Source organism: Streptomyces sp. NPDC101178, from assembly GCF_044767965.1.
In the GTDB taxonomy this organism is placed as follows: Bacteria; Actinomycetota; Actinomycetes; order Streptomycetales; family Streptomycetaceae; genus Streptomyces.
This window is the reverse complement of sequence record NZ_JBIWOZ010000008.1, coordinates 117245-140944: the sequence shown is the minus strand read 5'-3', so window position 1 is coordinate 140944 and position 23700 is coordinate 117245. Positions and strand designations below refer to the sequence as shown.

Here is a 23700-nt window from a genome sequence, read left to right as displayed (position 1 = left end):
CGTGACCGTAACCCTCATCGTCTGGATCGTCGTCGCGCTCATCGCGATCGGCGTCTACCTCAGCTGGACCGCCGGCCGCCTGGACCGCCTGCACTCCCGGATCGACGCCGCCCGCGCCGCACTCGACGCCCAACTCCTGCGCCGCGCCTCGGTCACCCAGGAGCTGGCCACCTCCGGCGTCCTGGACCCGGCCGCCTCCATCGTCCTGTACGAGGCCGCCCACGCCGCCCGCCAGGCCGAGGAGGACCACCGCGAGGTCGCCGAGAGCGAGCTGAGCGCCGCCCTGCGCGCCGTCTTCGGCGAACCGGCCCAGGTGGAGGCGGTGAAGGAGATCCCCGGCGGCGAGGACGCGGCCACCGAACTGGCCGCCGCCGTACGCCGCGTACCGATGGCCCGGCGTTTCCACAACGACTCCGTGCGCGCGGCCCGGGCGCTGCGCCGGCACCGTACCGTACGGCTGTTCCGGCTGGCCGGACACGCACCGTTCCCGCTCGCCTTCGAGATGGACGACGCGCCTCCCGTCGCGCTCGCGGACCGCCCTGGAACCTAGGGGATGTCCGGCCGATCATGAACCTGGGGGATGTCCGGCGGATCATGAACCTGGGGAATGTCCGGCGGATCAGGGCCGGACATCGCCTGTCCCTGAGCCCAAAACGATCCACGCCCTCCCTATTGGCCCTTGCTGTGGACTGCTCCCACAGCGTTTGCTCGGCGATGCAGTAATTCAGCGTCTTTCACCGAGTGAGGTCCCGTGTCCACGCTTCCCAGCACCCCGCAGTCCGCCGAGTCCCCGGCCACCGGCACCGCCCGCGTCAAGCGCGGTATGGCCGAGCAGCTCAAGGGCGGCGTGATCATGGACGTCGTCGACGCCGAGCAGGCGAAGATCGCCGAGGACGCGGGCGCCGTGGCCGTCATGGCCCTGGAGCGGGTCCCGGCCGACATCCGCAAGGACGGCGGCGTGGCCCGGATGTCCGACCCCAACATGATCGAGGAGATCATCGGGGCCGTCTCCATCCCGGTCATGGCCAAGTCCCGCATCGGCCACTTCGTCGAGGCCCAGGTCCTGCAGTCCCTCGGCGTCGACTACATCGACGAGTCCGAGGTCCTGACCCCGGCCGACGAGGTCAACCACAGCGACAAGTTCGCCTTCACCACCCCGTTCGTCTGCGGCGCCACCAACCTGGGCGAGGCCCTGCGCCGCATCGCCGAGGGCGCGGCCATGATCCGCTCGAAGGGCGAGGCCGGCACCGGCAACGTCGTCGAGGCCGTCCGCCACCTGCGCCAGATCAAGAACGAGATCGCCCGTCTGCGCGGCTTCGACAACAACGAGCTGTACGCCGCCGCCAAGGACCTCCGCGCCCCCTACGAGCTGGTCAAGGAGGTCGCAGAGCTCGGCAAGCTGCCGGTCGTGCTGTTCTCCGCCGGTGGTGTGGCCACCCCGGCCGACGCCGCGCTGATGCGCCAGCTCGGTGCCGAGGGCGTCTTCGTCGGCTCCGGCATCTTCAAGTCCGGCGACCCGGCCAAGCGCGCCGCCGCCATCGTGAAGGCCACCACCTTCTACGACGACCCGAAGGTCATCGCGGACGCCTCCCGCAACCTGGGCGAGGCCATGGTCGGCATCAACTGCGACACCCTGCCCGAGTCCGAGCGCTACGCCAACCGCGGCTGGTAACCACTGATGAGCGACACCCCTGTGATCGGCGTCCTCGCACTCCAGGGCGACGTACGGGAGCACCTGATCGCCCTGGCCTCGGCGGACGCCCTGGCCAGGCCGGTCCGGCGCCCCGAGGAGCTCGCCGAGGTCGACGGCCTGGTCATCCCCGGCGGCGAGTCGACCACCATGTCCAAGCTGGCGGTCCTCTTCGGCATGATGGAGCCGCTCCGCGAGCGGGTCCGCGCCGGGATGCCGGTCTACGGCACCTGCGCCGGGATGATCCTGCTGGCGGAGAAGATCCTGGACCCCCGCTCGGGCCAGGAGACCGTCGGCGGCATCGACATGATCGTGCGCCGCAACGCCTTCGGCCGGCAGAACGAGTCCTTCGAGGCCGCGGTCGAGGTCGACGGGATCGACGGCGGCCCGGTGGAAGGCGTCTTCATCCGCGCGCCCTGGGTGGAGTCCGTCGGGGCCGGGGCCGAGGTCATCGCCGAGCACGGCGGCCACATCGTGGCCGTACGGCAGCGAAACGTCCTCGCCACGTCGTTCCATCCCGAACTGACCGGCGACCACCGCATGCACGCTCTGTTCGTGGACATGGTGCGCGCGGTGAAGTGAGCGGACCCCGGTAGGATCTCTCGGGTTCGACTCGATTTTGGTGACGCGAAGGAGAAGGCAGATGTCCGGCCACTCTAAATGGGCTACGACGAAGCACAAGAAGGCCGTGATTGACGCCAAGCGCGGCAAGCTCTTCGCGAAGCTGATCAAGAACATCGAGGTCGCGGCGCGCTCCGGCGGCGTGGACCCCGATGGCAACCCGACCCTCGTCGACGCCATCCAGAAGGCGAAGAAGAGCTCCGTCCCGAACAAGAACATCGACTCCGCGGTCAAGCGCGGCGGCGGTCTCGAAGCGGGCGGCGCCGACTACGAGACGATCATGTACGAGGGTTACGGCCCCAACGGTGTCGCGGTGCTCATCGAGTGCCTCACCGACAACCGCAACCGTGCCGCGTCCGACGTACGTGTCGCGATGACCCGGAACGGCGGCTCGATGGCCGACCCGGGCTCCGTCTCGTACCTCTTCAACCGCAAGGGCGTCGTGATCGTCCCCAAGGGCGAGCTGGGCGAGGACGACGTCCTCGGCGCGGTGCTCGACGCGGGCGCCGAGGAGGTCAACGACCTCGGTGAGACCTTCGAGGTGATCAGCGAGGCCACCGACATGGTCGCGGTCCGCACCGCGCTCCAGGAGGCGGGCATCGACTACGACTCCGCCGAGGCCAACTTCCTGCCGACCATGCAGGTCGAGCTGGACGAAGAGGGCGCGCGCAAGATCTTCAAGCTCATCGACGCGCTGGAGGACAGCGACGACGTGCAGAACGTCTTCGCCAACTTCGACGTGTCCGACGAGGTCATGGAGAAGGTCGACGCCTGAGGCGCGGCCGGCACAGCACGGTACGACGGGCCGACGGGGACACACCCCGTCGGCCCGTCGTCTTGTCGGTCGCGGCGGTCCGGTTCCGACGGATTGTCGGTGCGAGCCGATAGCCTGCGGGAACAGATGAACGAGTGGGCGTGGTGAGCGCAGAGGACAAGGGGGCTCCATGCGGGTTCTGGGTGTCGACCCCGGGCTGACCCGGTGCGGTGTCGGCGTGGTCGAAGGGGTCGCGGGCCGCCCGCTGACCATGCTCGGCGTCGGCGTCGTGCGCACCCCGGCCGACGCGGAGCTCGGCGACCGGCTCGTCGCCATCGAGCGCGGCATAGAAGCCTGGCTCGACGAGCACTCCCCGGGTTACGTGGCGGTGGAGCGGGTCTTCGCGCAGCACAACGTCCGTACGGTGATGGGCACGGCCCAGGCGAGCGCGGTGGCCATGCTCTGCGCCGCCCGCCGCGGCATCCCGGTCGCCCTGCACACGCCCAGCGAGGTCAAGGCCGCCGTCACCGGATCGGGCCGCGCGGAGAAGGCGCAGGTCGGAGCCATGGTGACCCGGCTGCTGAGGCTGGACGCACCTCCCAGGCCCGCCGACGCCGCGGACGCCCTGGCGCTCGCGATCTGCCACATCTGGCGGGCACCCGCACAGAACCGCCTGCAACAGGCGGTCGCGGCCCACCGCACGCCGAGCGCCTCCCGTACGCAGGCCACGCCCGGCATCTCCCGTACACCCGGCATCTCCCGTACACCCGGAGCATCCCGCACCCCCCGCACGGCGGGTACGGCCGAAACGCCCCGCGCGTCCGGCACCGCCCCCGCGCCCGGCGCGTCCGCCACGCCCCGTACCTCTGGCGGGTCCCGCACCCCCCGCACGCTGAAAGGCCCCACCGCATGATCGCCTTCGTCTCCGGCCCGGTGGCCGCGCTCGCCCCGACCACGGCCGTCATCGAGGTCGGCGGCATCGGCATGGCCCTCCAGTGCACCCCGCAGACCCTGGCCGGCCTGCGCATCGGCCAGGAGGCCAGGCTCGCCACCTCGCTCGTCGTCCGCGAGGACTCCCTCACGCTGTACGGCTTCGCCGACGACGACGAGCGCCAGGTCTTCGAGCTGCTCCAGACCGCCAGCGGCGTCGGCCCCCGCCTCGCCCAGGCCATGCTCGCCACCCACAGCCCCGACGCGCTGCGCCTCGCCGTCTCCACCGGCGACGAGAAGGCGCTCACCGCCGTCTCCGGCATCGGGAAGAAGGGCGCGCAGAAGCTGCTGCTGGAGCTCAAGGACCGGCTCGGCGCACCGGTCGGCGCGCACATCGGCCAGCAGGGCGTCGGCACGCCCCACGCCTCCGGCTGGCGCGACCAGCTCCAGGCCGCACTCATCGGCCTCGGCTACGCGAGCCGCGAGGCCGAGGAGGCCGTCAGCGCCGTCGCCCCGCAGGCCGAGGCAGCAGTCGCCGAGGGCACCGCACCCCCGGTGCCGCAGCTGCTGCGGGCCGCCCTGCAGACTCTCAACCGCGCACGCTGACCGGCACCGAACCACCGAAGAGGCCCCTGAATGAACTGGGACGAGACCGGACTTGAGACCGACGAGCCCACCGGGCCCGTCTTCGACGACCGGCTGGTCGACGCGGACGCCGACGGCGAGGACACCGCGGTCGAGGCGGCGCTGCGCCCCAAGGACCTGGAGGAGTTCGTCGGCCAGGAGAAGGTCCGCGAACAGCTCGACCTGGTCCTCAAGGCGGCCCGCGCCCGCGGCGCCACCGCCGACCACGTACTGCTCTCCGGCGCCCCGGGCCTCGGCAAGACCACGCTCTCGATGATCATCGCGGCGGAGATGAACGCCCCGATCCGGATCACCTCGGGCCCCGCCATCCAGCACGCCGGCGACCTCGCGGCGATCCTCTCCTCGCTCCAGGAGGGCGAGGTCCTCTTCCTCGACGAGATCCACCGCATGTCCCGGCCCGCCGAGGAGATGCTCTACATGGCGATGGAGGACTTCCGCGTCGACGTCATCGTCGGCAAGGGCCCCGGCGCCACCGCGATCCCGCTCGAACTGCCGCCCTTCACCCTGGTCGGCGCCACCACCCGGGCCGGACTCCTGCCGCCGCCGCTGCGCGACCGCTTCGGCTTCACCGGCCACATGGAGTTCTACGCCCCCACCGAGCTGGAGCGCGTCATCCACCGCTCCGCCCGCCTCCTGGACGTCGGGATCGACGTGGACGGCGCCGCCGAGATCGCCGGCCGCTCCCGCGGCACGCCCCGCATCGCCAACCGCCTGCTGCGCCGCGTCCGCGACTACGCCCAGGTCAAGGCCGAGGGCACGATCGACCGGGAGATCGCCGCCGCGGCCCTCAAGGTGTACGAGGTCGACGCCCGCGGACTCGACCGGCTCGACCGCGCGGTCCTCGGCGCCCTGCTGAAGCTCTTCGGCGGCGGACCGGTCGGCCTGTCCACCCTCGCGGTCGCCGTGGGGGAGGAGCGCGAGACCGTCGAGGAGGTCGCAGAGCCCTTCCTCGTACGGGAAGGGCTGCTGGCCAGGACGCCGCGCGGCCGGGTGGCCACCCCGGCCGCCTGGGCCCACCTGGGGCTGGTTCCGCCGTCCCACGGAGCAAAGGGACAACAGGGTCTGTTCGGGGCGTGATACGTCACAGGTTGACCCACAGCGGAACCAGGGTGCGATGCTGGGCGTTGTTCCATCGATGCGGACTCATCTAGACTCCGCCGATGCCGCCCTTACAGGTCGGTGTACCCACCCCCGTAAATACAGGCCGCATTCCAGCGCGGTCGTGCGAAGGAATCCCCGTCCCGTGGATCTCATTACTCTCCTCCCCTTCATCGTGCTCATCGGGGCCATGTTCCTGATGACCCGCTCCGCCAAGAAGAAGCAGGCGGCGGCCGCGCAGATGCGCAACGACATGCAGCCCGGCACCGGCGTCCGGACGATCGGGGGCATGTACGCGACCGTCAAGGAAGTCCACGACGACACCGTGCTCCTCGAGGTCGCCCCCGGTGTCCACGCCATCTACGCGAAGAACGCGATCGGTGCCGTCCTGGACGACGCGGAGTACAACCGCATCGTGCACGGTGACGACGAGGAGCTGGACACGGACGGCACGGTCGTTCCCGACGACGCCTCCTCGCTGACCGGTGAGTCCGACACGGACAAGGCCGAGGTCGCCAAGATCGACCTCGGCAAGGACGAGTCGGCCGACGACGCCGGGACCGAGGACGCCGCGGCCAAGGACGTCAAGGACGCCAAGGGCGAGGGCAAGGCCGACGGCGAGACCGGCACCAAGTAAGTCTCACGGTCCCGGGGGCGTGGCGCGCCCCCCCGCGCGCGGCGGGCCCCGGCCCGGGGCGGGGGGCTGCGGGGGGGGGGGCCCCCAACACATAGTGGCCGCTCGGGCGCGGTCCCCGCGCGGGGCGGTTGGACAGGGAGAAACGAGAAGGTGGCAGCACCCAAGAAGGGCCGAGGGCCGTCCGGCGGTCAGGGGAGGCCGGGGCGTGCCCTGGCTCTGATCCTCATCGCCATGGTCGCGCTCACCGGCGGGATGTTCCTGTCCGGGCACACCGCGCCGCGGCTGGGCATCGACCTCGCCGGCGGTACGTCGATCACGCTCAAGGCGAAGAACCAGCCCGGCAAGCCGAACGCGATCAATCCGACCAACATGGACACCGCGGTCGGGATCATCGAGCGGCGCGTCAACGGTCTGGGCGTCTCCGAGGCCGAGGTCCAGACCCAGGGCAGCGACAACATCATCGTCAACATCCCCAAGGGGACCAACTCCGAGCAGGCCCGGGAGCAGGTCGGTACGACCGCCCAGCTCTACTTCCGGCCCGTTCTGACGGTGGCGGCGAGCGGCCCCGAGCAGCCCGCGCCCTCCGGCTCCCCGACCCCTTCGGGCAGCGCCACGCCGAAGCCCGGCGCGTCCGCCACGCCGGACGACAAGGACCAGGGCGAGGAGGCCACCGGCGAGGAGGCCACTCCCTCCCCGAGCGCCACCACCCAGGGCCGTGCGGTCAGCGAGGGCCTGAAGAAGGCCCCTACCCCGACGCCCACGGACTCCGGCGAGCCCAAGCCGTCCGACTCTCCCGAGGCCTCGCCCTCCGCGGACCCGGCGACGGCCAAGCTCCAGGAGGAGTTCGCCAAGCTCAACTGCGCCGACCCCGGGCAGCGCGCGACGGCGGGCAAGGACGCCCTGCCCACCGACTCCATCGTCGCCTGCGGCTCGAACGTCCCCGGCAGCTACGAGAAGTACATCCTCGGCCCGGCCGAGGTCTCCGGCGGCGACGTCGACGACGCCCAGGGCGCCATCGACCAGCAGACCGGTGAGTGGATCGTGTCGATGGAGTTCAGCTCCGCCGGCGCCAAGAAGTTCCAGACGATCACCAGCCGGCTCTCGCAGCAGCAGCCGCCGATGAACCAGTTCGCCATCGTCCTCGACGGCGAGGTCGTCTCCGCGCCCTCGGTGCGCACGGCGCTCAGCAAGAACGCCCAGATCTCCGGCAGCTTCACCCAGCAGTCCGCCGAGGACCTCGGCAACATCCTGTCCTACGGCGCGCTCCCGCTGACCTTCGAGGAGGTCAGCGTCACCACCGTGACCGCCGCCCTCGGCAGCGAGCAGCTCAAGGGCGGCCTGATCGCCGGTGCCATCGGTCTGGCGCTGGTCGTGATCTACCTGGTCGCCTACTACCGCGGGCTGGCGTTCATCGCCCTGCTCAGCCTGCTGGTCTCCGGCGTCCTGACGTACACGATCATGTCCTTGCTGGGTCCGGCCATCGGCTTCGCGCTGAACCTCCCGGCGGTCTGCGGCGCCATCGTCGCCATCGGTATCACCGCGGACTCCTTCATCGTGTACTTCGAACGCGTGAGAGACGAGATCCGCGAGGGCCGCACCCTGCGCCCGGCCATCGAGCGCGCCTGGCCCCGGGCCCGGCGCACCATCCTGGTCTCCGACTTCGTGTCGTTCCTGGCGGCCGCGGTGCTCTTCCTCGTCACCGTCGGCAAGGTCCAGGGCTTCGCGTTCACGCTCGGCCTGACCACGCTGCTCGACGTGGTCGTGGTGTTCTTCTTCACCAAGCCCCTGATGACGCTGATGGGCCGGACGAAGTTCTTCTCCCAGGGCGGTTCCTGGTCCGGTCTGGACCCGAAGCGGCTCGGCGCCCAGCCGCCGCTGCGCCGCTCGCGCCGTGTCAGCGCTTCCACCGAACCGAAGGAGGCGTGAGATGTCGCGACTCGGCAATCTCGGCGCCCGGCTCTACCGAGGCGAGGTCGGTTACGACTTCATCCGCAACCGCAAGATCTGGTACGGCGTCTCGATACTGATCACCATCACGGCCATCGTCGCCGTGGCGGTCGGCGGCCTGAACATGGGCATCGAGTTCAAGGGCGGCGCGGTCTTCACGACCGACACCAAGGCCAAGATCTCCACGGCCCGGGCGACGGACGTGGCGACCGAGGCCTCGGGCCACATGGCCATCGTCCAGGAGCTCGGCAACGGCGGTCTCCGTATCCAGATCACCGAGGTCGACACGGCCAAGGCCAACGAGATCAAGGAGACCCTCTCCGACGAGCTCGGTATCCCGGCCGAGGAGATCAACGCGGACCTGGTCGGCCCCAGCTGGGGTGAGCAGATCGCCAACAAGGCCTGGACGGGTCTCGGGGTCTTCATGATCCTGGTGGTGGTCTATCTGGCCATCGCCTTCGAGTGGCGGATGGCCGTCGCCGCCCTCATCGCGCTGATCCACGACATCACCATCACGGTCGGTGTCTACGCGCTGGTCGGCTTCGAGGTCACGCCGGGTACGGTGATCGGTCTGCTGACCATTCTCGGTTACTCCCTGTACGACACGGTGGTGGTCTTCGACAGCCTCAAGGAAGGCCAGAAGGACATCACCAAGCAGACCCGCTTCACGTACAGCGAGATCGCCAACCGGTCGATCAACAGCACGCTGGTCCGCTCGATCAACACCACCGTGGTGGCGCTGCTGCCGGTGGCCGGCCTGCTGTTCATCGGTGGCGGTGTCCTCGGCGCCGGCATGCTGAACGACATCTCGCTGTCGCTCTTCGTCGGCCTCGCCGCCGGTGCGTACTCCTCGATCTTCATCGCCACGCCGCTCGTCGCCGACCTCAAGGAGCGCGAGCCGCAGATGAAGGCCCTGAAGAAGCGGGTCCTCGCCAAGCGCGCGGCCGCGGCCGCCCGGGGCGAGTCCCCGGAGGACAACGGCCCCGAGGAGCCGCGTGAGGACGCCGCGACCGCGGGCACGGCCATCGGCCGCCCGCGTTCGCACGGCCGCACGCCGGGGAAGCGCTGATGACCAGCACCGCCGAGTCGACCAGGGAGCTGCTGCTCAGCCGGATCCGCGATGTCGCGGACTATCCGAAGCCGGGCGTGGTGTTCAAGGACATCACGCCGCTGCTGGCGGACCCGGTGGCCTTCACGGCGCTCACCGACGCCCTCGCGGAGCTGTGCGTACGGCACGGCGCCACGAAGATCGTCGGCCTGGAGGCCCGCGGCTTCATCCTGGCCGCGCCCGTCGCGGTCCGGGCGGGCATCGGCTTCGTACCCGTCCGCAAGGCCGGGAAGCTGCCCGGAGCCACGCTCGCGCAGGCCTACGAGCTGGAGTACGGCAGCGCGGAGATCGAGATCCACGCCGAGGACCTCGTCGCCGAGGACCGGATCATGGTCATCGACGACGTCCTGGCCACCGGCGGCACCGCCGAGGCCTCGCTGGAGCTCATCCGGCGGGCCGGCGCCCAGGTCGCGGGCGTCTCGGTCCTCATGGAGCTCGGCTTCCTCGCGGGCCGGGCCCGGCTGGAGCCGGGGCTGCGCGGTGCTCCGCTGGAAGCGCTGATCACGGTCTGAGAACCTCCGTACGAAAAGGGCGGGCACCCGGGAACATCCGGGTGCCCGCCCTTCGTTGTCAAGCTCTCACCGTCCCCGGGCGAGGTCGCGCCGGGGGATCGTTACCATGGGCTCTCCGGGTACCCCGGATCCGCACGAGGAGCGCTCTTGCCAGACGAGGCCCAGTCAGCCGCCGCCCCGCAGCCCGACAAGCCCGTGGCGTCCCCCGCCACGCCCGGGAAGGCCGCGCCCTCGAACGCGCCGAAGCCCGCGCCCCCGGAGCCCGATCCAGCCTCCGAGCGCCCCCCGGCCGCCACGCAGCCCTCCCAGCCGCCTCAGCCGAAGAATCCGGCCACTCCGGCGAGCCCGCCGCCGAGCGCGAAAGCCCCCGGGACCAAGGCACAGGCCCCCGCCGGACCGGCCGCCACACCGCAGCCGAAGCCCCCGGCCCCCACGCCTCCGCCGCCCGTGAAGCCCGCCGTCCCGGCCGGATCCGCTCCCCGCTCCGGCGGCTCCTCCAACCGCGTGCGCGCCCGCCTCGCCCGACTGGGCGTACAGCGTTCCAGCCCGTACAACCCGGTCCTGGAGCCCCTCCTCCGTACGGTCCGCGGCAACGACCCCAAGATCGAGACGGCCACCCTCCGCCAGATCGAGCGCGCCTACCAGGTGGCCGAGCGCTGGCACCGCGGCCAGAAGCGCAAGAGCGGCGACCCGTACATCACGCACCCGCTCGCCGTCACCACGATCCTCGCCGAGCTGGGTATGGATCCGGCCACGCTGATGGCCGGGCTGCTCCACGACACCGTCGAGGACACCGAGTACGGCCTGGACACCCTCAAGCGCGAGTTCGGCGACCAGGTCGCGCTCCTCGTCGACGGCGTCACCAAGCTGGACAAGGTCAAGTTCGGCGAGGCCGCGCAGGCCGAGACCGTACGCAAGATGGTCGTCGCCATGGCCAAGGACCCCCGGGTCCTGGTCATCAAGCTCGCCGACCGCCTGCACAACATGCGTACCATGCGCTACCTCAAGCGCGAGAAGCAGGAGAAGAAGGCCCGCGAGACGCTGGAGATCTACGCCCCGCTGGCGCACCGGCTGGGCATGAACACCATCAAGTGGGAGCTGGAGGACCTCGCCTTCGCGATCCTCTACCCGAAGATGTACGACGAGATCGTCCGCCTCGTCGCCGAGCGGGCCCCCAAGCGCGACGAGTATCTGGCCATAGTGACCGACGAGGTCCAGGCCGACCTGCGCGCCGCCCGCATCAAGGCCACCGTCACCGGCCGACCCAAGCACTACTACAGCGTCTACCAGAAGATGATCGTGCGAGGCCGCGACTTCGCCGAGATCTACGACCTGGTGGGCATCCGCGTCCTCGTCGACACGGTCCGCGACTGCTACGCGGCGCTCGGCACCGTCCATGCCCGGTGGAACCCGGTGCCGGGGCGGTTCAAGGACTACATCGCGATGCCCAAGTTCAACATGTACCAGTCGCTGCACACCACGGTGATCGGCCCCAGCGGCAAGCCCGTCGAGCTCCAGATCCGCACGTTCGACATGCACCGCCGCGCCGAGTACGGCATCGCCGCGCACTGGAAGTACAAGCAGGAAGCCGTCGCCGGCGCCTCCAAGGTCCGTACCGACGTCCCCAAGAACACCGGACGCGGCCAGGACACCGTCAACGACATGGCGTGGCTGCGCCAGCTCCTGGACTGGCAGAAGGAGACCGAGGACCCCAGCGAGTTCCTGGAGTCCCTGCGCTTCGACCTCTCGCGCAACGAGGTCTTCGTCTTCACGCCGAAGGGCGACGTGATAGCGCTGCCCGCCGGCGCCACCCCCGTCGACTTCGCGTACGCCGTCCACACCGAGGTCGGCCACCGGACCATAGGGGCACGCGTCAACGGGCGGCTCGTCCCGCTCGAATCGACGCTCGACAACGGCGACCTGGTCGAGGTCTTCACCTCCAAGGCGGCCGGCGCCGGACCCTCTCGGGACTGGCTCGGCTTCGTCAAGTCGCCGCGCGCCCGCAACAAGATCCGCGCCTGGTTCTCCAAGGAGCGCCGCGACGAGGCCATCGAGCAGGGCAAGGACGCCATCGCGCGGGCCATGCGCAAGCAGAACCTGCCGATCCAGCGCATCCTGACCGGCGACTCGCTGGTCACCCTCGCCCACGAGATGCGCTATCCGGACATCTCCTCGCTGTACGCGGCGATCGGCGAGGGCCATGTCGCGGCGGCCGGCGTCGTCCAGAAGCTGGTGCAGGCGCTCGGTGGCCACGACGAGGCCAACGAGGACCTGGCCGAAGCCACCCCGCCCTCGCACGGCGGCCGCAGCAAACGCCGCGCCAACGCCGACCCCGGCGTCGTCGTCAAGGGCGTCGAGGACGTCTGGGTCAAGCTCGCCCGCTGCTGTACGCCGGTCCCCGGCGACCCGATCATCGGCTTCGTCACCCGGGGCAGTGGCGTCTCCGTGCACCGCGCCGACTGCGTCAACGTGGAGTCGCTCTCGCAGCAGCCGGAGCGGATCCTCGACGTCGAGTGGGCCCCCACCCAGTCCTCGGTCTTCCTGGTCGCCATCCAGGTCGAGGCGCTGGACCGCTCCCGGCTCCTCTCCGACGTCACGCGGATCCTCTCCGACCAGCACGTCAACATCCTGTCGGCGGCCGTCCAGACCTCCCGCGACCGGGTGGCCACCTCACGCTTCACCTTCGAGATGGGCGACCCGAAGCACCTGGGCCACGTCCTGAAGGCGGTACGCGGCGTGGAGGGCGTCTACGACGTCTACCGGGTCACGTCGGCGCGCAGGCCGTAACAGCGGCAACGGAGAAGCCCCGGTACGCGTCCCGTACCGGGGCTTCTCCACGGGGCCTCAGCCGCCGAACTCCTCCAGGCCCTTCAGCGCCTGGTCCAGCAGCGCCTGCCGGCCCTCCAGCTCCTTGGCCAGCTTGTCCGCGCGGGCGTTGTTGCCCTGGGCGCGCGCGGCGTCGATCTGGCCGCGCAGCTTGTCCACGGCCGCCTGGAGCTGACCGGTCAGACCCGCGGCGCGGGCCCGCGCCTCCGGGTTCGTCCGGCGCCACTCGGACTCCTCGGACTCCTGGAGCGCCCGCTCCACCGCCTGCATCCGGCCCTCGACCTTGGGCCGTGCGTCACGCGGTACGTGGCCGATGGCCTCCCAGCGCTCGTTGATACCCCGGAAGGCGGCGCGTGCCGCCTTCAGGTCCTTCACCGGCACCAGCTTCTCGGCCTCGGCGGCGAGCTCCTCCTTGAGCTTGAGGTTCTCGCCCTGCTCGGCGTCGCGCTCGGCGAACACCTCGCCGCGGGCGGCGAAGAAGACGTCCTGGGCACCGCGGAAACGGTTCCACAGGTCGTCCTCGGCCTCGCGCTGGGCGCGGCCCGCCGCCTTCCACTCGGTCATCAGGTCGCGGTAGCGCGCGGCCGTGCCGACCCAGTCCGTCGAACCGGAGAGCGACTCCGCCTCGGTGACCAGCTTCTCCTTGGCCTTGCGGGCCTCCTCGCGCTGGGCGTCCAGCGCGGCGAAGTGGGCCTTGCGCCGCTTGGAGAACGCCGAGCGGGCATGCGAGAAGCGGTGCCACAGCTCGTCGTCCGACTTGCGGTCCAGGCGGGGGAGACCCTTCCAGGTGTCCACCAGTGCCCGCAGCCGCTCACCGGCGGAGCGCCACTGCTCGCTCTGCGCCAGCTCCTCCGCCTCGGCGACCAGCGCCTCCTTGGCGTGCTTGGCCTCGTCGGTCTGCTTGGCCTTGAGGACCTTGCGCTCCTCGCGCCGTGCCTCGACCGTCGCCGCGAGCGCGTCCAGCCGCTTGCGCAGCGCGTCCAGGTCGCCCACCGCGTGGTGTTCGTCCACCTGCTGCCGCAGGTGGTCGATCGCGGTCGTCGCGTCCTTCGCCGACAGATCGGTGGTCTTCACCCGCCGTTCGAGGAGGCCGATCTCGACCACAATGCCGTCGTACTTGCGCTCGAAATAGGCCAGAGCCTCCTCAGGCGAACCGGCCTGCCACGATCCGACGACCTGCTCGCCGTCGGCTGTACGCACGTACACGGTGCCCGTCTCGTCGACGCGGCCCCACGGGTCGCTGCTCACAGCGCCTCCTCCACCTGATGCCTGCGAGGGGGTTCGCCCCCCGGGCATCGTCCACAGTTTCCTCGGGCGGGCCTCGCCCGCCCTGCACAACGCCAATCTAGGCGACCGGCCACCCGGCTGTCCGCACTCCGCGCGGCCGAAATTATCCGCTCCCGCCCGGCGGCCCCGGGTGCGCGAGCCACCCCTGGGCCGTGCGGCCGGATCAGTTCTTCTCCACCGTCGCCTTCTCGATCTCCACGGCCTTCTTCGGAGCACCGTCGCCCGCACCGCCCTCGACACCCGCGGCGCCGACCTTCTCCACGGCCTTCAGGGAGGCCTTGTCGAGCTTGCCGAACGGGGTGTAGGTCGGAGGCAGCTTGGTGTCCTTGTAGACCAGGAAGAACTGGCTGCCGCCGGAGCCCGGCTGGCCCGTGTTGGCCATCGCCACCGTGCCCGCCGGGAACGTCACCGTGCCGTCGGCGCCGGCCTCGCCGAGCGCCGTCAGGTTCTCGTCCGGGATGTTGTAGCCGGGGCCGCCGGTGCCGTCGCCCTTGGGGTCACCGCACTGCAGGACGAAGATGCCCTGGGTGGTGAGGCGGTGGCACTTGGTCCCGTCGAAGTAGCCCTTGTCGGCGAGCGCCTTGAAGGAGTTCGCCGTGCGCGGGGTCTTCGCCGCGTCGATGGCGAACGCTATGTCGCCCTGGCTCGTCCCCAGCGACATCGTGTACGTCGCCTTCTTGTCGATCTCCATCGGCGGCTCGGGAGCCTTGCTCTCGCTCTCCGAGGGCGTCGGCTCCGGGCTCTGGCTCGCGGCCGCGTCCGTCTTCTTGTCGTCCTTGCCGTCGTCCTTGCCCGCCACGACGAACGCGCTCACACCGACGACGGCGACCACAGCCACCGACGCCGCGACGATCGCGGTGATGCGCCTCGTCCGGCGACGGGCTTCCTCCCGGCGCTTCTGCTGGCGCTCGAACTTCTCCCGGGCGAGCTGCCGCCGCCGCTGTTCGCTGCTGGACACCGGTTGGCTCCTTGTTGCGTCGTGACGTCGGGGGTACGTCGTGGGAATCGGGGCTGGGCTGCCCGTACCGTATATGGGTTACCTGTGTCATGAGGAGCGCCGGTAGGCTCTGAACTGCCGCGACCCATGCCGCCACCGCATCCTCCGGACGAACATTAAGGACGATCGTGCTCATTGCCGGGTTCCCCGCCGGGGCCTGGGGGACCAATTGCTATCTGGTCGCCCCCGCCGCCGGTGAGGAGTGCGTGATCATCGACCCGGGCCACCAGGCCGCCCAAGGCGTCGAGGAAGCGCTGAAGAAGCATCGGCTCAAGCCCGTCGCCGTCGTGCTCACCCACGGCCACATCGACCATGTCGCCTCGGTCGTCCCCGTCTGCGGCGCCCATGACGTCCCCGCCTGGATCCACCCCGAGGACCGCTACATGATGAGCGACCCGGAGAAGGCGCTCGGCCGCTCCATCGGGATGCCGCTCATGGGCGAGCTGACCGTGGGGGAGCCGGACGACGTCAAGGAGCTGACCGACGGCTCGAAGCTGACCCTGGCGGGGCTGGAGTTCGGCGTCTCGCACGCGCCCGGCCATACCAAGGGGTCGGTGACGTTCGGGATGCCCGAGGCCGCGGACATCCCGCCGGTCCTCTTCTCGGGCGACCTGCTCTTCGCCGGCTCCGTCGGACGTACCGACCTGCCCGGCGGCGACCACGCCGAGCTGTTGACGTCGCTGGCCCGCGTGTGCCTGCCGCTCGACGACTCGACCGTGGTGCTGTCCGGCCACGGCCCCCAGACGACCATCGGCCGCGAGCGCGCCACCAACCCGTTCCTGAACGGTCTGGACGCGCCGCCGCGCCGAGGACTGTAGAAGACGAGAGACGCAACTTACGTGAGCACCTTCCAGGCCCCCAAGGGCACGTACGACCTGACCCCGCCGGACTCCGCGAAGTTCCTGGCGGTGCGCGAGGCCATCGCCGCGCCCCTGCGCGACTCCGGCTACGGCTACATCGAGACACCCGGCTTCGAGGACGTCGAGCTCTTCGCACGCGGTGTCGGTGAGTCCACCGACATCGTCACCAAGGAGATGTACACCCTCACCACCAAGGGCGGCGCCGAACTGGCGCTGCGCCCCGAAGGCACCGCGTCCGTCCTGCGCGCCGCCCTGGAGGCCAACCTCCACAAGGCCGGCAACCTCCCGGTCAAGCTCTGGTACTCCGGCTCGTACTACCGCTACGAGCGTCCGCAGAAGGGCCGCTACCGCCACTTCTCGCAGGTCGGCGCCGAGGCCATCGGCACCGAGGACCCGGTCCTGGACGCCGAGCTGATCATCCTGGCCGACCAGGCGTACCGCTCGCTCGGCCTGCGCCAGTTCCGCATCCTGCTCAACTCGCTCGGCGACAAGGAGTGCCGCCCCGTCTACCGCGAGGCGCTCCAGACCTTCCTGCGCGACCTCGACCTCGACGAGGAGACCCGCCGCCGCATCGAGATCAACCCGCTGCGTGTCCTGGACGACAAGCGGCCCGACGTACAGAAGCAGCTCACCGACGCTCCCAAGCTCCGCGACCACCTCTGCGACGCCTGCAAGGCGTACCACGAGGAGGTCCGCGCGCTGCTGACGGCGGCCGGAGTCGCGTACGAGGACGACGAGAAGCTCGTCCGCGGCCTCGACTACTACACCCGCACCACCTTCGAGTTCGTCCACGACGGCCTGGGCTCCCAGTCCGCGGTGGGCGGCGGCGGCCGCTACGACGGCCTCTCCGAGATGATCGGCGGCCCCGCGCTGCCGTCGGTCGGCTGGGCCCTCGGCGTGGACCGCACGGTCCTCGCGCTGGAGGCCGAGGGCGTAGAGCTGGACCTCCCGGTCACCACCAGCGTCTACGCGGTCCCGCTCGGCGAGGAGGCCCGCCGGGCCCTCTTCTCCGTCGTCACCGAACTGCGCCGCGCGGGCATCGCCGCCGACTTCGCCTTCGGCGGCCGCGGCCTGAAGGGCGCGATGAAGAGCGCCAACCGCTCGGGCGCCCGCTACACCCTGGTGGCCGGTGAACGCGACCTGGCCGAGGGAGCCGTCCAGCTGAAGGACATGGAGTCCGGCGAGCAGAGCGCGGTGCCGCTGGCCGAGGTCGTCGCGGAGCTGACGAAGCGGCTGGGCTGAGCCGGTCGGACGTACGGGGCGCGGACGGAGGTCTTCCGTCCGCGCCCCGCCCTTTTCAGAGCACCCCCTGCCGTATCGCCCCCGTCACCGGAGCCGTCCGGTCGTTGACGCCGACCACCAGGACGACCGCGGCCGCCCAGGCCGCGCCGAAGTCGCCGTCCAGGGGCGCAACGGGCCGGCCCACTCATCGGGTTCCCGCGCTCCGGAGGCACCGGTGGGCCCTTCGCCCAAAAGCTCGGCGGACACAGCAGCCCTCCTCCGGCGCCCGGCCCGGTGCCAGAACGGCTGGAGCGGGAAGGGGCGCGCCTCGCGCGTGGCCGATTCCCCCACCGTCAACCACACGGAGGCCGGTTCATCCTCACGCACATCCACCGCATGTTTGGTCTTGGGCCCGAGCATCCAGTGGTGGCCGCGTTTTCCCGCCCGCCTCCCGTACACCTTTATGTCCACCGAACGGCTGACCCGTCCAGGGGTGCGGCACAATGACCGTGCCCGGCTGACCACTCAGTGATGGAACGGCGATATGACGACTGCAGCGGTAGACCACCACTCCCCGTCCCACCTGGACGAGGACGGCGGTAAGCGCACCTTCGGGGCCGGACGGGGTCTTGCCCTGCTTCTGGTGATCACCGGCGCGGCCGGTCTGCTGGCCTCCTGGGTCATCACCATCGACAAGTTCAAGCTGTTGGAGGACCCCTCCTTCACCCCCGGCTGCAGCCTCAACCCGGTCGTCGCGTGCGGCAACATCATGAAGAGCGAGCAGGCCGCGGCGTTCGGGTTCCCCAACCCGATGCTCGGCCTGGTCACGTACGGCATGGTCATCGCCATCGGCATGGGCCTGCTCGCCGGCGCCCGCTTCCGCAGCTGGTTCTGGCTCGGCCTCAACGCGGGCACCCTGTTCGGCGTCGGCTTCTGCACCTGGCTCCAGTACCAGTCGCTGTACAACATCAACTCGCTCTGCCTGTGGTGCTGCCTGGCCTGGGTCGCGACGATCATCATGTTCTGCTACGTGACCACGCACAACGTCAAGCACCGCATCCTCCCCGCGCCCGCCTGGCTGCGGAACGGGCTGACCGAGTTCCACTGGGTGCCGCCGGTGCTCTGGATCGGGATCATCGGGATGCTGATCCTGACGCGCTGGTGGGACTTCTGGACCAGCTGATCACCTCCGCACATCCGGAGGCGGCCGCACGGGGCACTGTCAGTGGGGTCGCATAGGCTTCATGGCGTGGAGCCCGACCTCTTTACCGCAGCCGCCGAAGACCGCCAGGAGAAGGACCCGTCCAGCAGCCCCCTCGCTGTCCGGATGCGTCCGCGCGTCCTGGACGAGGTCGTCGGCCAGCAGCATCTGCTCAAGCCGGGGTCGCCGCTGCGCCGGCTCGTCGAGGGGAGCGGCGGTCCGGCCGGGGCCTCGTCGGTGATCCTGTGGGGTCCGCCCGGCACCGGGAAGACGACCCTGGCGTACGTGGTCAGCAAGGCCACCAACAAGCGCTTCGTGGAGCTGTCCGCGATCACCGCGGGCGTCAAGGAGGTCCGGGCCGTCATCGAGAGCGCGCGCCGCGCCACCGGTGGCTTCGGCAAGGAGACCGTCCTCTTCCTGGACGAGATCCACCGCTTCTCCAAGGCCCAGCAGGACTCCCTGCTCCCCGCCGTGGAGAACCGCTGGGTGACGCTGATCGCCGCCACCACGGAGAATCCGTACTTCTCGATCATCTCGCCGCTGCTCTCGCGCTCCCTGCTCCTCACCCTGGAGCCGCTCACCGACGACGACCTGCGTGATCTGCTGCGCCGGGCGCTGACCGACGAGCGCGGGCTCGGCGGAGCGGTCACGCTGCCCGCGGACGCGGAGGCACATCTCCTGCGGATCGCGGGCGGCGACGCGCGCCGGGCGCTCACCGCCCTGGAGGCGGCCGCCGGTGCGGCGCTCGCCACGCACGAGGCGGAGATCACGCTGGAGACGGTCGAGGCGACCGTCGACCGGGCCGCCGTGAAGTACGACCGCGACGGCGACCAGCACTACGACGTGGCCAGCGCGCTCATCAAGTCCATCCGCGGCTCCGACGTGGACGCCGCCCTGCACTACCTGGCCCGGATGATCGAGGCGGGGGAGGACCCCCGGTTCATCGCCAGGCGGCTGATGATCTCCGCCAGCGAGGACATCGGCCTCGCCGACCCCACCGCGCTGCCGACGGCCGTGGCGGCCGCACAGGCCGTCGCGATGATCGGTTTCCCGGAGGCCGCGCTCACTCTCAGCCACGCCACGATCGCCCTGGCGCTCGCGCCCAAGTCCAACGCGGCGACGCTCGCGATCTTCGCCGCGCAGGAGGACGTACGCAAAGGGCTGGCCGGCCCGGTCCCGGCGCATCTGCGCGACGGCCACTACAAGGGCGCCGCCAAGCTCGGCCACGCCCAGGGCTATGTCTATCCGCACGACGTCCAGGGCGGCATCGCCGCCCAGCAGTACGCCCCGGACGCGGTCCGCGACCGGCAGTACTACACCCCGACCCGGCACGGCGCCGAGGCGAGGTACGCGGACGTGGTCGAGCGGGTCCGCGAGCGCCTGGGCCGTACTCCCCAAGGCGCGGACCCGTCCTGACGTACGCGTACCGGCGCAGCGGCCGCGTCCCGGACCCCCCGGGGCGCGGTCAGGACGCGGCCGCCTCGAAGAGTGTGTGCATCGCCCGCCGCAGCTCGGTGACGTCCCGTACCGGCTCCGGGAACTCGAAGCGGGCGTCGAAGCACGACCCCTTGTCCGCCACGAAGCGCACCCGCAGTCCGAAGCGGTCCAGCGCCACCGGCACGGCGGTGGGCCGGTGCGAGGAGCAGACCCGCGCGGTGCGCTCGCCGAGCAGCCCGCACAGCGTGCGCATCTGGTCGTCGTGGGCGGAGTGCAGGTGCTGGAGCAGCTCCGCCTCGTGGCCGGCGAGCGGATCGGGTGCGGCGTCCCGGAAGTCCTCCGCCTCGATGTCCTCGGCGCCCCAGAGGTCGTCCACGTACGCCTCGCCGAACTCCAGGCGCAGCATCATCCGGCCGGGCTCCGCGATACCGGGAACGGAGGTGAGCCAGCCGGAGACCCAGGCGCGGCCGCGGATGCGGTGCGGTACGGAGACCGGAGCGACGTCCGTGATCTCCAGCACGGCTGTCAGCTCGTCGCCCTGCGCGTGCGTCGCGGCCCGGACCGCCGGGGAGTCCGCGGGGAATTCGAGGAACAGGTCGCCCTCGGGACCGACGCTCCTGCTGTCCGGGATCAGCGGTTCGGCGCGGGCCAGATCGAGCCCCGGTACGACCAGCAGTGCGGAGCAGGTACTCTGTACGAGAGTTCGTGTGCGCTCGGCTGCTGACGGCATCCGAGTGGTATCAAGCCCGCTGGGACGCGGCTGACCACGATCAGATCGGCCTTCCGTCGTAGCAGCACCCTCTGAAGAGGTGCTGCCGCTGTCTGTGCTGTCCGTGACGTGAGTGGTGTTCCCAGGGCGAGACATGCGATCTCCTTGAGTAAGGTAAGCCTAACCTAACCTACAACGGAGGTCTGGAGAACGTGCCTAACCAGTCGCGTCCCAAGGTCAAGAAGTCGCGTGCCCTCGGCATCGCTCTGACGCCCAAGGCTGTCAAGTACTTCGAAGCGCGTCCGTACCCGCCGGGCGAGCACGGCCGTGGCCGCAAGCAGAACTCGGACTACAAGGTCCGTCTGCTGGAGAAGCAGCGCCTGCGTGCGCAGTACGACATCAGCGAGCGCCAGATGGCGCGCGCCTACGACCGCGCCAAGAAGGCCGAAGGCAAGACGGGCGAGGCGCTGGTCGTCGAGCTCGAGCGCCGTCTCGACGCCCTGGTCCTGCGTTCGGGCATCGCCCGCACCATCTACCAGGCCCGTCAGATGGTCGTCCACGGCCACATCGAGGTCAACGGTGGCAAGGTCGACAAGCCGTCCTTCCGCGTGCGCCCCGACGACGTCGTCCAGGTCCGCGAGCGCAGCCGCACCAAGGTCCCCTTCCAGGTGGCCCGCGAGGGCGGTTACGACACCGACGGTGAGACCCCGCGCTACCTCCAGGTGAACCTGAAGGCCCTGGCCTTCCGCCTGGACCGGGACCCGAACCGCAAGGAGATCCCGGTGATCTGCGACGAGCAGCTCGTCGTCGAGTACTACGCCCGCTGATCCAGGCGTAGCCGCTCTCACCAGCGCTCCGGCCCGCCCCTCCCGGTCATCCGGGAGGCGGCGGGCCTTCGCGTTCCCCCGGCAGCGGGACCACCGTCCGCCCCGGGTGTGTCGCGGCGCTCCCGGCCACCCCCTCCCCTCAGCGCCCGCTCCACCACGGCGGCCCGGTCCAGCCGCCGCCCGGCCCGCAGTCCCGTCTCGTACGCCGCGTCCCCCAGCTCCCGCCGCACCTGCTCCTCGCACTCCACGCGCGGCCGCCCGAAGTGCACCGAGCCGAACAGCGGCGGCCCCACCGACGGCCAGATCCGCTCCGCCGCCCCCTGCAGCACCGCGGCCTCCCCGGCATCTCCTTCCACCGCCGTCACCAGCGCCAGCAGCTCCAGCGAGAGCGCGGTGGCCAGCAGGTCGTCGAAGGCCCGGCCGATCGTCAGGCACTCCCCGAGCATCCGCCGCGCCCGCTCCGGCCTGCCCCGCCGCAGCGCCGCGTACGCCAGCACATAGAGCGCGTACGCCTGCGCCCACCGCTCCCCGTGGTCCTCGCAGACCTCCCGGACCTCCTCGCAGATGTCCGCCGCCGCGTCCAGATCCCCCTGGAACGCCACCGCCATGGCCAGCTCCACCTGCGCCATCACCACATTGCTGTTCAGCTCGCCGATCTCCCGGTAGCGGCCGAGCGCGTCCCGCAACAGCTCCTCGGCGCGCGCCGGATCGTCCGTGACGATCGCCAGACAGCCGGTGCGGTGCACCGCGTACGCCATCGCCGTGGCGTCCCCGGACCGCTCGGCCTCCTCCCGGCACTCCTGGAGCGCCGAGACCGCACCCACCGCGTCGCCCTGGAGCACCGCCACATACCCGAGCACCCACAGCACCTTGAGCCGCGAGGCGTCGTACGGGGTCGGCTCCTCCAATACGTGCTCCAGCCAGTACCGCCCCTCCGACAGCCGCCCGCACCCGGCCCAGTAGAACCAGAGCGAACCCGCCAGATGGTGTGCCAGATGGACCTCCTCGGGGCTCTCCATGGAGCACTCCATCGCCCGCCTGAGGTTCGGCAGCTCGCTGCCGATCCGGGCCGCCACCTCCGCCTGGCGGGGCGAGAACCAGTCCAGCTCGCACCAGGTCGCGAGACCCAGGAACCAGTCCCGGTGGCGCCGCCGCATCCGCCGGGTGTCGCCGGTCGCCGCCAGCCACTCGGCACCGTACTCACGGACCGACTCCAGCAGCCGGTAGCGCGTGCCGGCCGCACCGTCCTCACGCTCCACCACCGACTGGGCCAGCAGCTCCTCCAGCACATCGAGCACCGAGTCGGCCGGCAGGCCGGCGCCGCCGCAGATGTACTCGGCGGCCTCCAGGTCGAACTGCCCGGCGAAGACCGAGAGCCGCGCCCACAGCAGCCGCTGCTCGGGCGTGCACAGCTCATGGCTCCAGCCGATCGCCGTACGCAGCGCCCGGTGGCGGAGCGGAGCGCCGCGGCTGCCGCCGGTCAGCAGCCGGAACCGGTCGTCCAGGCGCAGCAGCACCTGGTCGACCGAGAGCGCGCGCAGCCGCCCGGCGGCCAGCTCCAGCGCCAGCGGAATCCCGTCGAGGCGGTGGCAGAGCTCCAGCACGGCAGCCCGCTCCGCACCCGTCGGCTCCCACTCCGGCCGCACCGAGCGGGCCCGCTCCGAGAAGAGCTCCAGCGCGTCCTCTTCGCACATGGGCGCGAGGGTGAACGTCACTTCGCCGTCCACCAGGAGCGGCCGGCGCCCGGCCGCGAGCACCCGGAGCCCCGGCGCCCGGCGCAGCAACTCCCGTACGAGACCGGCGCAGGCGTCCACCAGGTGCTCGAAGCCGTCCAGCACCAGCAGCACCTGCCGCTCCCGGAGGTGTTCGACGAGGACCGTGCGCGGAGCGCGGCCGGTGTGGTCGGTCAGCCCCAGCGCATCGGCCACGGCGTGTTCCAGCAGGCCGGGGTCGTGGACGGGGGACAGCTCGGCGAGCCAGACGCCGTCGCAGTACCGTTTCTCCAGCAGCGCGGCGACCCTGCTGACACACCGGCTCTTGCCCACGCCCGCCACTCCGGCGACAGTGACCAGGCGGGACTCCTCCAGCAGCCCGCCCAGCGCCGCCAGTTCCGCCGCGCGGCCCACGAACCGGTTCAGCTCCGCCGGGACATTGCCGATGGGGGCCGAGGAAGGGGAGTCCGGATCATCCGGGTTCATGGCAGGGTGCTGCAGGCGTCGCATGAAACACGCAGGGTACTGGCCCGCATGCTCTCCGTACAATCGCGCCGTCGAACTCCGGTCCCGCCCGCGGAGAATGCGCCGGGGCCCGCCGGGAATGCGGTAGGGGAGGAGATGCGCGGCGCGATAGGCTCGTGGGACGACGATCGGGCGTGCGGGCGGGAGCCGGCCGCA

General features: G+C 70.9%; 21 protein-coding genes and 1 pseudogene. 17 read left to right on the top strand and 5 right to left on the bottom strand.

Translation table 11 applies throughout. From position 1 onward, the window contains the following. The first annotated feature begins 1 nt into the window (after window position 1). The 12 genes and pseudogenes from ACIRR8_RS23105 to ACIRR8_RS23050 all read left to right on the top strand — a co-directional run bounded on the left by ACIRR8_RS23105 (window position 2) and on the right by ACIRR8_RS23050 (window position 12729). Window positions 2-550, top strand: a complete 549-nt coding sequence (locus tag ACIRR8_RS23105; RefSeq protein ID WP_404067903.1) for a hypothetical protein — start codon at window positions 2-4, stop codon at window positions 548-550. Between the two features lie 201 nt (window positions 551-751). After that, window positions 752-1672 carry a pyridoxal 5'-phosphate synthase lyase subunit PdxS gene (gene pdxS / locus ACIRR8_RS23100; RefSeq protein WP_003970325.1) on the top strand — a complete coding sequence of 307 codons (921 nt, stop codon included), beginning with the start codon at window positions 752-754 and terminating at the stop codon, window positions 1670-1672. A 6-nt stretch (window positions 1673-1678) separates the two neighbouring features. Next, window positions 1679-2272 (top strand): pyridoxal 5'-phosphate synthase glutaminase subunit PdxT, encoded by a 594-nt coding sequence (gene pdxT, locus ACIRR8_RS23095; RefSeq protein ID WP_404067900.1) that lies wholly within the window; start codon window positions 1679-1681, stop codon window positions 2270-2272. A 61-nt stretch (window positions 2273-2333) separates the two neighbouring features. Next, window positions 2334-3086, top strand: a complete 753-nt coding sequence (locus ACIRR8_RS23090) for a YebC/PmpR family DNA-binding transcriptional regulator (protein ID WP_109976984.1) — start codon at window positions 2334-2336, stop codon at window positions 3084-3086. A gap of 169 nt (window positions 3087-3255) precedes the next feature. Continuing rightward, a pseudogene (gene ruvC / locus ACIRR8_RS23085) lies at window positions 3256-3858 on the top strand (crossover junction endodeoxyribonuclease RuvC); the annotation flags it as partial. 116 nt (window positions 3859-3974) lie between these two features. Next, on the top strand, window positions 3975-4601 hold the full coding sequence (gene ruvA, locus ACIRR8_RS23080; protein WP_404067898.1) for a Holliday junction branch migration protein RuvA: 627 nt from the start codon (window positions 3975-3977) through the stop codon (window positions 4599-4601). Between the two features lie 30 nt (window positions 4602-4631). After that, the gene (gene ruvB / locus ACIRR8_RS23075) at window positions 4632-5717 is read left to right on the top strand and encodes a Holliday junction branch migration DNA helicase RuvB (RefSeq protein ID WP_404067895.1); all 1086 of its coding nucleotides are present in this window, start codon (window positions 4632-4634) and stop codon (window positions 5715-5717) included. 166 nt (window positions 5718-5883) lie between these two features. After that, entirely contained in the window at window positions 5884-6375 is a 492-nt protein-coding gene (gene yajC, locus ACIRR8_RS23070; RefSeq protein ID WP_404067892.1) for a preprotein translocase subunit YajC, read from the top strand. Between the two features lie 150 nt (window positions 6376-6525). Then, window positions 6526-8301 (top strand): protein translocase subunit SecD, encoded by a 1776-nt coding sequence (gene secD / locus ACIRR8_RS23065; RefSeq protein ID WP_404067889.1) that lies wholly within the window; start codon window positions 6526-6528, stop codon window positions 8299-8301. 1 nt (window position 8302) lies between these two features. Further along, a complete protein-coding gene (secF, locus tag ACIRR8_RS23060; protein WP_404067886.1) occupies window positions 8303-9391 on the top strand; it encodes a protein translocase subunit SecF in 1089 nt (362 codons plus the stop codon). Then, window positions 9391-9942, top strand: coding sequence for an adenine phosphoribosyltransferase (locus ACIRR8_RS23055; protein WP_404067883.1), 552 nt, complete (start codon window positions 9391-9393; stop codon window positions 9940-9942). The genes secF and ACIRR8_RS23055 overlap by 1 nt, the downstream gene beginning before the upstream one ends. A 147-nt stretch (window positions 9943-10089) precedes the next feature. Further along, window positions 10090-12729 (top strand): RelA/SpoT family protein, encoded by a 2640-nt coding sequence (locus tag ACIRR8_RS23050; protein ID WP_404067880.1) that lies wholly within the window; start codon window positions 10090-10092, stop codon window positions 12727-12729. Between the two features lie 57 nt (window positions 12730-12786). On the opposite strand, the gene ACIRR8_RS23045 is transcribed toward ACIRR8_RS23050, so the two are convergent. Then, window positions 12787-14016: a DUF349 domain-containing protein gene (locus ACIRR8_RS23045; RefSeq protein ID WP_404067878.1), complete on the bottom strand. Its 1230-nt coding sequence runs from the start codon at window positions 14014-14016 to the stop codon at window positions 12787-12789. 202 nt (window positions 14017-14218) lie between these two features. Next, window positions 14219-15013, bottom strand: coding sequence for a peptidylprolyl isomerase (locus ACIRR8_RS23040; protein ID WP_404067875.1), 795 nt, complete (start codon window positions 15011-15013; stop codon window positions 14219-14221). A 167-nt stretch (window positions 15014-15180) separates the two neighbouring features. Here ACIRR8_RS23040 and ACIRR8_RS23035 point away from each other — a divergent pair, with 167 nt between their 5' ends. Together ACIRR8_RS23035 and hisS are read left to right on the top strand one after the other, a co-directional pair. Beyond that, window positions 15181-15870 carry an MBL fold metallo-hydrolase gene (locus ACIRR8_RS23035; protein WP_404067872.1) on the top strand — a complete coding sequence of 230 codons (690 nt, stop codon included), beginning with the start codon at window positions 15181-15183 and terminating at the stop codon, window positions 15868-15870. A 21-nt stretch (window positions 15871-15891) separates the two neighbouring features. Then, window positions 15892-17154 (top strand): histidine--tRNA ligase, encoded by a 1263-nt coding sequence (gene hisS / locus ACIRR8_RS23030; protein WP_404067869.1) that lies wholly within the window; start codon window positions 15892-15894, stop codon window positions 17152-17154. Window positions 17155-17209: 55 nt separating this feature from the next. Here hisS and ACIRR8_RS23025 read toward each other — a convergent pair whose 3' ends face one another. After that, window positions 17210-17338: a hypothetical protein gene (locus ACIRR8_RS23025; RefSeq protein ID WP_404067867.1), complete on the bottom strand. Its 129-nt coding sequence runs from the start codon at window positions 17336-17338 to the stop codon at window positions 17210-17212. A gap of 339 nt (window positions 17339-17677) precedes the next feature. Here ACIRR8_RS23025 and ACIRR8_RS23020 point away from each other — a divergent pair, with 339 nt between their 5' ends. Together ACIRR8_RS23020 and ACIRR8_RS23015 are read left to right on the top strand one after the other, a co-directional pair. Further along, a complete protein-coding gene (locus ACIRR8_RS23020; protein WP_404067864.1) occupies window positions 17678-18316 on the top strand; it encodes a vitamin K epoxide reductase family protein in 639 nt (212 codons plus the stop codon). A 66-nt stretch (window positions 18317-18382) separates the two neighbouring features. Continuing rightward, entirely contained in the window at window positions 18383-19750 is a 1368-nt protein-coding gene (locus tag ACIRR8_RS23015; RefSeq protein WP_404067861.1) for a replication-associated recombination protein A, read from the top strand. A 49-nt stretch (window positions 19751-19799) separates the two neighbouring features. Here ACIRR8_RS23015 and ACIRR8_RS23010 read toward each other — a convergent pair whose 3' ends face one another. After that, complete coding sequence (locus tag ACIRR8_RS23010; RefSeq protein ID WP_404067858.1) at window positions 19800-20501, bottom strand: DUF2470 domain-containing protein; 702 nt, start codon at window positions 20499-20501, stop codon at window positions 19800-19802. A gap of 191 nt (window positions 20502-20692) precedes the next feature. Here ACIRR8_RS23010 and rpsD point away from each other — a divergent pair, with 191 nt between their 5' ends. Beyond that, entirely contained in the window at window positions 20693-21307 is a 615-nt protein-coding gene (gene rpsD / locus ACIRR8_RS23005; protein WP_015607373.1) for a 30S ribosomal protein S4, read from the top strand. A 17-nt stretch (window positions 21308-21324) separates the two neighbouring features. On the opposite strand, the gene ACIRR8_RS23000 is transcribed toward rpsD, so the two are convergent. Next, window positions 21325-23529, bottom strand: coding sequence for an ATP-binding protein (locus ACIRR8_RS23000; RefSeq protein WP_404067855.1), 2205 nt, complete (start codon window positions 23527-23529; stop codon window positions 21325-21327). Between the last annotated feature and the right edge of the window lie 171 nt (window positions 23530-23700).